The organism is Amycolatopsis sp. NPDC003861 (assembly GCF_053605405.1).
Window position 1 is genome coordinate 1 of sequence record NZ_JBSGJD010000329.1, and the last position, 8,808, is coordinate 8,808.

General features: G+C 70.7%; 9 protein-coding genes. 7 read left to right on the forward strand and 2 right to left on the reverse strand.

Annotation, left to right across the window (positions count from 1 at the left end; translation table 11 throughout):
- Positions 1-65: 65 nt before the first annotated feature.
- From ACWEVN_RS43555 to ACWEVN_RS43575, 5 genes are read left to right on the forward strand one after another with little or no spacing between them, the layout of a single operon-like run.
- Positions 66-371: an urease subunit beta gene (locus tag ACWEVN_RS43555; protein WP_086844441.1), complete on the forward strand. Its 306-nt coding sequence runs from the start codon at positions 66-68 to the stop codon at positions 369-371.
- 1 nt (position 372) lies between these two features.
- Positions 373-2,088 (forward strand): urease subunit alpha, encoded by a 1,716-nt coding sequence (locus ACWEVN_RS43560; RefSeq protein WP_452055188.1) that lies wholly within the window; start codon positions 373-375, stop codon positions 2,086-2,088.
- Positions 2,088-2,759 carry an urease accessory protein UreF gene (locus ACWEVN_RS43565; protein WP_452055189.1) on the forward strand — a complete coding sequence of 224 codons (672 nt, stop codon included), beginning with the start codon at positions 2,088-2,090 and terminating at the stop codon, positions 2,757-2,759. The genes ACWEVN_RS43560 and ACWEVN_RS43565 overlap by 1 nt, the downstream gene beginning before the upstream one ends.
- Complete coding sequence (ureG, locus tag ACWEVN_RS43570; protein ID WP_449688113.1) at positions 2,749-3,441, forward strand: urease accessory protein UreG; 693 nt, start codon at positions 2,749-2,751, stop codon at positions 3,439-3,441. The genes ACWEVN_RS43565 and ureG overlap by 11 nt, the downstream gene beginning before the upstream one ends.
- Positions 3,438-4,133 carry an urease accessory protein UreD gene (locus tag ACWEVN_RS43575; protein WP_449688114.1) on the forward strand — a complete coding sequence of 232 codons (696 nt, stop codon included), beginning with the start codon at positions 3,438-3,440 and terminating at the stop codon, positions 4,131-4,133. Before ureG ends, ACWEVN_RS43575 begins: the two co-directional genes overlap by 4 nt.
- Positions 4,134-4,175: 42 nt before the next feature.
- Here the strand turns inward: ACWEVN_RS43575 and ACWEVN_RS43580 are convergent, their stop codons facing one another.
- Positions 4,176-5,276 carry a lipase family protein gene (locus ACWEVN_RS43580; RefSeq protein ID WP_452055190.1) on the reverse strand — a complete coding sequence of 367 codons (1,101 nt, stop codon included), beginning with the start codon at positions 5,274-5,276 and terminating at the stop codon, positions 4,176-4,178.
- Positions 5,277-5,365: 89 nt separating this feature from the next.
- Between ACWEVN_RS43580 and ACWEVN_RS43585 the strand changes: the two genes are divergently transcribed.
- The gene (locus ACWEVN_RS43585; RefSeq protein ID WP_449688116.1) at positions 5,366-6,076 is read left to right on the forward strand and encodes a TetR/AcrR family transcriptional regulator; all 711 of its coding nucleotides are present in this window, start codon (positions 5,366-5,368) and stop codon (positions 6,074-6,076) included.
- A gap of 46 nt (positions 6,077-6,122) precedes the next feature.
- Here ACWEVN_RS43585 and ACWEVN_RS43590 read toward each other — a convergent pair whose 3' ends face one another.
- Complete coding sequence (locus ACWEVN_RS43590) at positions 6,123-7,790, reverse strand: purine-cytosine permease family protein (RefSeq protein WP_452055191.1); 1,668 nt, start codon at positions 7,788-7,790, stop codon at positions 6,123-6,125.
- 219 nt (positions 7,791-8,009) lie between these two features.
- On the opposite strand from ACWEVN_RS43590, the gene pdxH reads away from it, so the two are divergent.
- A complete protein-coding gene (gene pdxH, locus ACWEVN_RS43595; RefSeq protein WP_452055192.1) occupies positions 8,010-8,687 on the forward strand; it encodes a pyridoxamine 5'-phosphate oxidase in 678 nt (225 codons plus the stop codon).
- Positions 8,688-8,808 lie beyond the last annotated feature (121 nt).

Sequence of the window (8,808 nt, forward strand, 5' to 3'; positions counted from 1 at the left end):
GTGAGTGGTAAGGCGGGTTAGAACCCTCCTTACCACTCACGACCCCGCTCGAGAACGGGAGCCGCATGCGTCCTGGCGAGATCATTCCCGGCGACGAGCCGGTCGAGCTGAACCCCGGCCGCGCGCGCGTCCGGCTGCTCGTGCGGAACCTCGGCGACCGGCCGGTGCAGGTCGGTTCGCACTACCACTTCGCCGCGGTCAACCCCGGGCTCGAGTTCGACCGCGACGCCGCCCGCGGCCACCGGCTCGACGTGCCGGCCGGGACGTCGGTGCGCTTCGAACCCGGCGTCGAACGGGAAGTCGACCTCGTCCCGCTCGCCGGCGCCCGGCGTGTGCCGGGGCTCCGGTCCGAATTCGCCGGAGAGTTCTGAAATGCCGCAGATCGACCGCGAGCGCTACGCCGAGCTGTTCGGCCCGACCACCGGCGACCGGATCCGGCTCGCCGACACCGACCTGCTGATCGAGGTCACCGAGGACCGTTCGATGGGGCCTGGCGGCTCCGGCGACGAGGTGCTCTTCGGCGGCGGCAAGGTCATCCGCGAGTCCATGGGCCAGGGCACGGCGACCCGGGCCGAAGGCGCGCCGGACCTGATCATCACCGGCGCGGTGATCCTCGACCACTGGGGCGTCGTCAAGGCCGACGTCGGCGTGCGCGACGGCCGGATCGTCGGCATCGGCAAGGCGGGCAACCCGGACACGATGGACGGCGTCGACCCGGCCCTGGTCATCGGGCCGTCGACCGAGGTGCTGTCCGGCAACGGCAAGATCCTCACCGCGGGTGGCATCGACTGCCACGTCCACTTCATCTGCCCGCAGCTCGTCGACACGGCCCTGGCCGCCGGGCTGACCACTTTGGTCGGTGGCGGCACCGGGCCCAACGAGGGCACGAAGGCCACGACCGTCACGCCCGGCGCGTGGAACCTCGGCCGGATGCTGTCCGCCATGGACGGTTACCCGATCAACGTCCTGTTGCTGGGCAAGGGGAACACCGTCCGGCACGAGGCGTTGCGCGAGCAGCTGGCGGCGGGCGCGGGCGGGTTCAAGCTCCACGAGGACTGGGGTACGACGCCGGCGGCGATAGACGCCTGCCTGACCGTCGCGGACGAAGCCGGTGTCCAGGTGGCGATCCACACCGACACGCTGAACGAAGCCGGGTTCCTGGAGTCCACTGTGGACGCCATTGGCGGGCGGTCGATCAACGCGTACCACACCGAAGGCGCCGGTGGCGGGCACGCGCCGGACATCATCCAGGTCGTCTCGCTGCCGAACGTGCTGCCGTCGTCGACCAACCCGACCCGGCCGCACACGGCCAACACCCTCGACGAGCACCTCGACATGCTGGTGGTCTGCCACCACCTCAACCCGTCGGTGCCCGAGGACCTCGCCTTCGCCGAGAGCCGCATCCGGCCGACGACGATCGCCGCCGAAGACGTCCTGCACGACCTGGGCGCGATTTCGATGATGAGCTCGGACTCGCAGGCGATGGGCCGGATCGGCGAGGTCATCATCCGGACCTGGCAGACCGCGCACGTGATGAAGCGCCGCCGCGGCGCGCTGCCCGGCGACGGCGCGGCCGACAACCTGCGCGCGCGTCGCTATGTCGCCAAGTACACGATCAACCCGGCCATCGCGCACGGCATGGAGACCGAAATCGGGTCGGTCGAGGTCGGCAAGCTCGCGGACCTGGTGCTGTGGGAGCCGAAGTTCTTCGGCGTCCGCCCGCACGTGGTGCTGAAGGGCGGCTTCCCGGCCTGGGCGGCGATGGGTGACGCCAACGCGTCCATCCCGACGCCGCAGCCGGTGCTCGCCCGCCCGATGTTCGGTGCGTCGATCGGGGCGGCGTTGAGCCTGCACTTCGTCGCGCCGTCCGCTTTGGACAGCGGGCTGCGCGAGCGGTTCGGCATCACGCGGCCGCTGGTCGCCGTGTCGGACATGCGGGCGCGGACCAAGGCGGACATGGTGCTCAACGACACCACGCCGGACGTCCGCGTCGAGCCGGACAGCTTCGCGGTGCACGTCGACGGCGAGCTGATCGAACCGCAGCCGGTGACGGAACTGCCGATGGCGCAAAGGTACTTCCTGTTCTGATGGACCTTTCGGCACTGATCCTCGCGGACTCCCGGTTCCCCGGCGGCGGGCACGTCCACAGTGGCGGGCTGGAGGAGGTCGTCGCGCGGAAGCTGGTGACGTCCGTGCGGGATCTCCCGGGATTCCTTTCCGGACGGTTGCGGACGGCGGGGTTCCTGGCGGCGGTTTTCGCTGCTGCTTCCGCGCATGCGGCGGTCAACCGAGGCAATTGGTCGTGTTTGGACAGTGAACTGGACGCGCGCACGCCGTCACTCGCGCAGCGCGAAGCCTCCCGGGCGCAAGGCCGCGGAACCGCGCGGGCCGGGCGGATCGCGTGGCCTTCGCCAGTCCTGGAAGAGCTGCTGACCGAGACGCCGCGGCCGCACCATCCGATCGTGCTGGGTGCGCTGGTCGGCGTCGCGGGCGGGTCGCCGTACGACGCCGCGATGGCGGTCGCCTACCTGTCGGTGAGCGGCCCGGCGAGTGCCGCGGTCCGGCTGCTGGGGCTGGACCCGTTCGCCGTCAACGCCGTGGTGGCCCGGCTGGACCTCGCCTCCGTCTGCTCGGAAGCTGCGGCCGTGGCGGCCGACGACCCGGCGTCCCTGCCGTCGCCGGGGTCACCCGCGTTGGATCTGTTCGCCGAGGCGCACGCCCGGCACCACCAGGAAGAGGTGCGTCTCTTTGCCAGCTGAACACGGACACGGGCATGGGCACGTCCACCCGGTCAACTTCGACCCGACGGCCAGCGAGCCGGACCACTACGACGCCGCGCCCACCGCGGGCCGCGCGTACCGGATCGGCATCGGCGGCCCGGTCGGCTCCGGCAAGACGGCGCTGACCGCGGCACTCTGCCGCGCGCTCGGCGACGAGATCCGGCTCGCGGTGGTCACGAACGACATCTACACGACCGAGGACGCGGACTTCCTGCGCCGCGCGGGTGTCCTGGACCCGGAGCGGATCGAGGCGGTGCAGACCGGCGCGTGCCCGCATACGGCGATCCGCGACGACATCACCGCGAACCTCGACGCGGTCGAGCGGCTGGAAGAGAAGTTTCCTGGCCTCGACCTGGTGATCATCGAGAGCGGCGGCGACAACCTGACGGCGGTGTTCAGCCGCGGCCTGGCGGACAGCCAGATCTTCGTGGTCGACGTCGCGGGCGGCGACAAGGTGCCGCGCAAGGGCGGCCCGGGTGTCACGACGGCGGACCTGCTGGTGATCAACAAGATCGACATCGCGCACCTGGTCGGCGCGGACATGGACGTGATGACGTCGGACGCGCACCGGATGCGGGGCGCGCTGCCGGTGATCACCCAGTCCCTTGTGGACACCCCCGACGCGCCCGCGGTCGCCGACTGGGTCCGTTCCCTGCTGTGAAGGCCCACGCGCGGCTGACGGCGTGCTTCGACGGCTCGCGCACGGTGCTGCGGGAGCTGTGCTCGATGGCGCCGTTGACGTTGTTCCCGCGCCGGCGTTCGGGTGCGACGGCCGTGGTGCACCTGGTCAACTCGGCGACATCGCCGCTGGGCGGGGATGACCTGCTGCTCACCGTCCGGGTCGGGCCGGGTGCCTCCCTCCGGTTGTCGGGGGTGGCGGCCACGTTGGCCCTGCCGGGCCTGCACGGCGAGTCTTCGTTGTCCACTGTGGACGTCGTCGTGGAGGACGGCGGGTCGCTGGAGTACCTGCCGGAGCCGACGGTGATCACGGCGCGGGCCCGGCACCACGCGGTCTTCCGGGCTTCGCTGGCTGCCGACGCCTACCTGCACACGCGGGAGGTGCTGGTGCTGGGGCGGGCCGGGGAGAAGCCGGGATCGCTGGTGACCACGCTGGACGTGGTGCGGGCCGGGACCCCGGTGGTGCGCCAGACGCTTTCGGTGGGGGACGCGGGCCTGGACGGGAGCCTGGCGGTGCTGGCGGGCCGCCGCGTGCTGGCCACGGACCTGGAGGTCGGCGGACGCGAGCTCCCGGCGGCCTCGGGTGAGTGGTGGTCCCGCAGCCCCCTCGCTGCGGGCGGCACCCTCACCACTTCCCTTGCGCCGGACGCGGTTGCGGCGTTGCGGCCGTTCTGAGCAGCCCCCGTTTTCCACGCTACCGGGAGGCACCGACAGTTTTCAGAACTTCGTGCCCAGCCAGGTCATCGCCACCGGGCCGCCGATCGACACGCCCCCGATGTGCTCCAGGAGCGGGAACTCCTGCCACGTCACCTGCGCGCCCAGCGACTTCCAGCGGTCGCGCAACGCCGTTCCGACGCTGAACGGGATCAGCTCGTCCAACGTCCCGTGGTACAGGTACACCGGCGGCTTCGGCGCCGTCGTGCCGAGGTAGTTCTCCGCCAGGCGGGCCTGCCAGTGCGGCTCGTGGATCGGGTCCGGCACCGTCACGAAGTCCTGCAGGTGCGCGAACGGCGCCGCCGCGCCCAGCTCGATCGTGCACGCCTTCGAGACGCGCGCCACCGCCTCGCGGCCGCGGTCGTTGAGGATCGACGCGAACGGGACGTCCGGGTACGCCGCCGCGAAGCCCGTGGCCGCGCCCAGCACCAGGCCGAACGCCGCGCCGCCGTCGTTGGAGGCGAACACCGCGTTCAGGTCCGCCGGGACGCCGCCCGCCGCCACGCCGACCACGTTCAGCGAAGGCGCGTACGTCGCCTGCAGCTCCGCCGCCCACGCCGCCGCCTGGCCGCCCTGCGAGTACCCGAACACGCCCACCGGGCCGGACGGGGACAGCCCCGCGCCGGCAACCCGGGAAGCGGCCTTCGCCGCGTCGAGCACCGCGCGGCCTTCGGACTGCCCGACCGCGTACGTGTGCGGCCCCGGCGTGCCGAGTCCTTCGTAGTCGGTGACGACGACTGCCCAGCCCTGCGTCAACGCCTGGGCGAGTAACGCGCTCTCGTTTTCGATGCCGTGGGCGAGGAGGTTCGAAGGGGCGCACTGGTCGCCGAGGCCGTGCGTGCCGACCGCGTACGTGATGAGCGGCCGCGGGCCGCCGCGCAGCCACGGCGTCGGCGGGACCAGCAGTGTGCCGGAGACGGCGTTCGGGGCGCCGGTCGCCGACGTCGAGCGGTACACGAGGTGCCAGGCTTTGACCGGCGCCGGGAACGGGCCGACGAACACCGTCGTCGGCTTCTGTTCCAAGAGGACGCCCGGTTCGGCGTGTGCCGTGGGGGCGGCTGTCACGAACAGGAGCGCGACGGCGACCACTAACCGACGAAGCATCGTTGCCTCCGGCTGTCTGGTAATCGAGGTTTTCGCAATTTAGCCAGCCCGGTAGGATCCGGCAATCCCTCAGAAGGAGGACACAACCGTTGGCTCGCACGTACGGCGGCGTCGCACCCGAACAACGTCGCGCCGACCGCCGCGAGCGGCTGCTCACGGCCGGTCTCGAGCTGTTCACCACCACCGGCTTCCGGCAGACGAAGATCACCGAGATGTGCGCCCGCGCCGGCGTCTCGACGCGGAACTTCTACGAGGAGTTCACCGGCAAGGAGGACGTCCTGCGCACCCTCCACGACCGGATCAACAGCCTCGCGCTGGAGCACGTCACCGCCGCGCTCGACAAGGTCGCCGAGGCCGACGCCATGACCCGCATCGCCACGCTGCTCGACGTCTTCATCGACACGGTCACCGTGGACCCCCGGCTCCCGCGGCTCAACTACGTCGAAGCCGTCGGCGTCAGCGCGGAGCTGGAGCAGCAGCACCAGGTGTGGGTCGACCGCTGGGCGACCTTCATCGAGACGGAGGCGCGGCGCGCGGCCGAGCACGGCGTCGCCCCCGACCGCGACTACCGGCTGACGGCGATCGCCCTGGTCGGCGCGGCCACCGGGCTGCTGCGCGAGTGGCAGGCGCACGAGCCGCCGCTGCCGGTGGAGGACGTCGGCGCGGAGCTGCGCGCGCTGATGCTGGCCGCCATCATGCGGCCCGGAAAGATCTTGGAAATCCCGGGCAACCCCGGCGCGCCCTCCGGCGTGGAACAGTCGAGCCGGGAGGGGGACCCGGGGGGAGGCCGGCTCACGTGAGGGCCCTTTCCCGGCTGCGGACGCCGGGAAAGGGCCCTCACGGACACTACGGCGTCCGGACGGTCGGCAGGCCCAGCGCCACTGGGCCGGTCGTCCGGCACACGTCGTGACAGGTGCTGTCGAGCGTGCAGCAGAGCGAGCAGATCGGGCCGTCCTGTTTGGCGCAGTCGGCGACGTCGGGCAGCTCGTACGGGTCGCCGCAGGCCGAGCAGGTGTACGTCGCCTGCGGGTCGGCCTCCGTGGTCATGACCGTGTTCTCCCGCGCCAGGTAGTACTTGCCCTTGGTGGCCACGGCCAGTGCCGGCACCAGGACGACGGCGATGACCAGGGCGAGCAGCGGGCTGAACGCGGCCAGGAACGGTCCGAACGCGCCGAAGTAGGCCACGATCGACACCGCGGACGCGACGACCATCGAGCCGAACCCGACCGGGTTGATCTTGTGCAGGTAGGCCCGCTTGAACTCGATGTAGCGCGGGGACAGGCCCAGCGGCTTGGCGATCACCAGGTCGGCGCAGACGGCGCCGATCCACGCGATGGCGACGTTCGAGTAGAAGCCGAGGATCTTGTTCAGGAAGCCGAACGCGCCGAACTCCATCAGCGCGAGCGCGATCCCGCAGTTGACCAGCACGTACCAGACCCGGCCGGGGTGCTTGTGCAGCACGCGGGAGAAGAAGTTCGCGAACGACAGCGAGCCGGAGTAGGCGTTGGTGGTGTTGATCTTGATCTGCGAGACGACGACGAACAGCGCGGCGAACGTCAGCGCGACAGGCCCGAGTGCGGGTTTCACCGCTTCGAGGTACGGCGCGATCGGCTCCAGCGCGTGCGTCTTCCCGACGACGCCGAGCGCGAGGAACGCCAGCAGCGCACCGCCGATCTGCTTCGCGGCGCCGAGGATCACCCAGCCGGGGCCGGCGGCGAGCACCGCGGCCCACCACGACCGCTTGTTCTCCGCCGTTTTTTCGGGCATGAACCGCAGGTAGTCGGCCTGTTCGCCGATCTGCCCGATCAGCGACAGCGCGACGCCCATCCCGAAGCCGAACCCGATCGCGGAGAACCCGGCGCCTGCGCCCTCGGTACCCCCGAAGTGGGTGAATTCGGCGAACTTGCCGGGCTCGCGGACCAGCACGACGACGAACGGCAGCACCAGTCCGGCGATCCACAGCGGCTGCGTCCAGGTCTGCATCTTCGCGACCGCGCCCATGCCGTAGAGGGCGAAGGGCAGCACGATGAGCGTCGCGAGGAGGTAGCCGATGGGCAACGGGATGCCGAGGGCGAGCTCGAAGGCCTGGCCCATGATCGAGCCTTCGAGCGAGAAGAAGATGACGGTGAAGCTCGCGTAGACGAGCGACGTGAGCGTCGACCCGAAGTAGCCGAAGCCGGCTCCGCGGGTCAGCAGGTCCATGTCCACTCCGGACTTCGCGCAGGCGGCCGCGATGGGCACGCCGGTCACGAAGATGACGACGGCGGCGGCGAGGATCGCCAGGACGCCGGAGGTGAAGCCGTAGGAGAGGACGATGCTGGCGCCGATCGCGAAGTCGGCGAGGTAGGCGATGCCGCCCAGCGCCGTCGTCGCGACCACGAACGGCGACCATTTCCGGAACGAATGCGCGGCGAAGCGCAGGGAGTAGTCCTCGCGGTTTTCGTTCGCCGCGAGCGGGGCGTAGCGGCGTTTCGGCGGGGTGCTCTTTTCCGTGCTGGACAGGGTCTCGGTCATGCCTGCCTCCGGGGGTGGTGGGGAACGGGCCGAAGGTAGGTGCGTCCTGTATCGATCCTGGTCCGGGAGGTAACGCACGGGTTACGGCTTGTTGTCCAGCGGTTACTTCGCGGTGGTGGCGGGTGTCACCGTTAGGTGGGTTCCGCTGCCGGTCGCGAAGCCCTAACGTGCCTAGAGCCGAAGTCGACTGATGCCCCGACCGGGCGTGGAGGTTTGGCGATGATGCCGGAAATCGAGGACCAGGTGGAAGACGCCGTAGTACGCCTTCCCGGAATGCGCGTGGCCTACGACGGCGCGGCGTTCGACGAAACCGCGCTCGCCGCCACCTGGACCGATCAGCTGCAGGGCTGGCTGAACCAGGCGGTCGCGGCGGGCATCGCGGAGCCGAACGCCATGGTCCTCGCGACCGCGGACGCCGAGGGGCGCCCCTCGTCTCGCACGGTCCTGTGCAAGGGCCTCGACGACCGCGGCGTGGTGTTCTACACGAACTACACGTCTGCGAAGAGCCACGACTTGACGGCGACCCGCTACGCGTCGGTGACGTTCCCTTGGTACGCGCTGCACCGCCAGGTCCACGTCCGCGGCGAGGTCGAGAAGGTCGGCGTCAAGGAGACGGCGGAGTACTGGGCCCAGCGCCCCCGCGGCTCCCAGCTGGGGGCGTGGGCATCCCCGCAGTCGCGCGTAGTGGACGGCCGAAGGGCGCTGGACAACGCGCTGAACGGAATCGAGCGGCGCTTCGCGGACGTCGAGCACATCCCGGCCCCACCCCACTGGGGCGGCTGGCGGATCCGTCCGGACCTGGTGGAGTTCTGGCAGGGCCGCGAGGACCGGATGCACGACCGGCTGAGGTACGTACGCAACGACGACGGGTGGCACATCGAGCGCGTCGCCCCCTGAGTCAGGTGGGCTGTCCGCCACCCCGAAGCCGTGATTGTCACTACGGCCGGTGGTACCGCGTCAAGGCGGGAAAGATGCCTTGACCCGGCACCACCGGCCGGGTTAGATCTATTGATAGTGA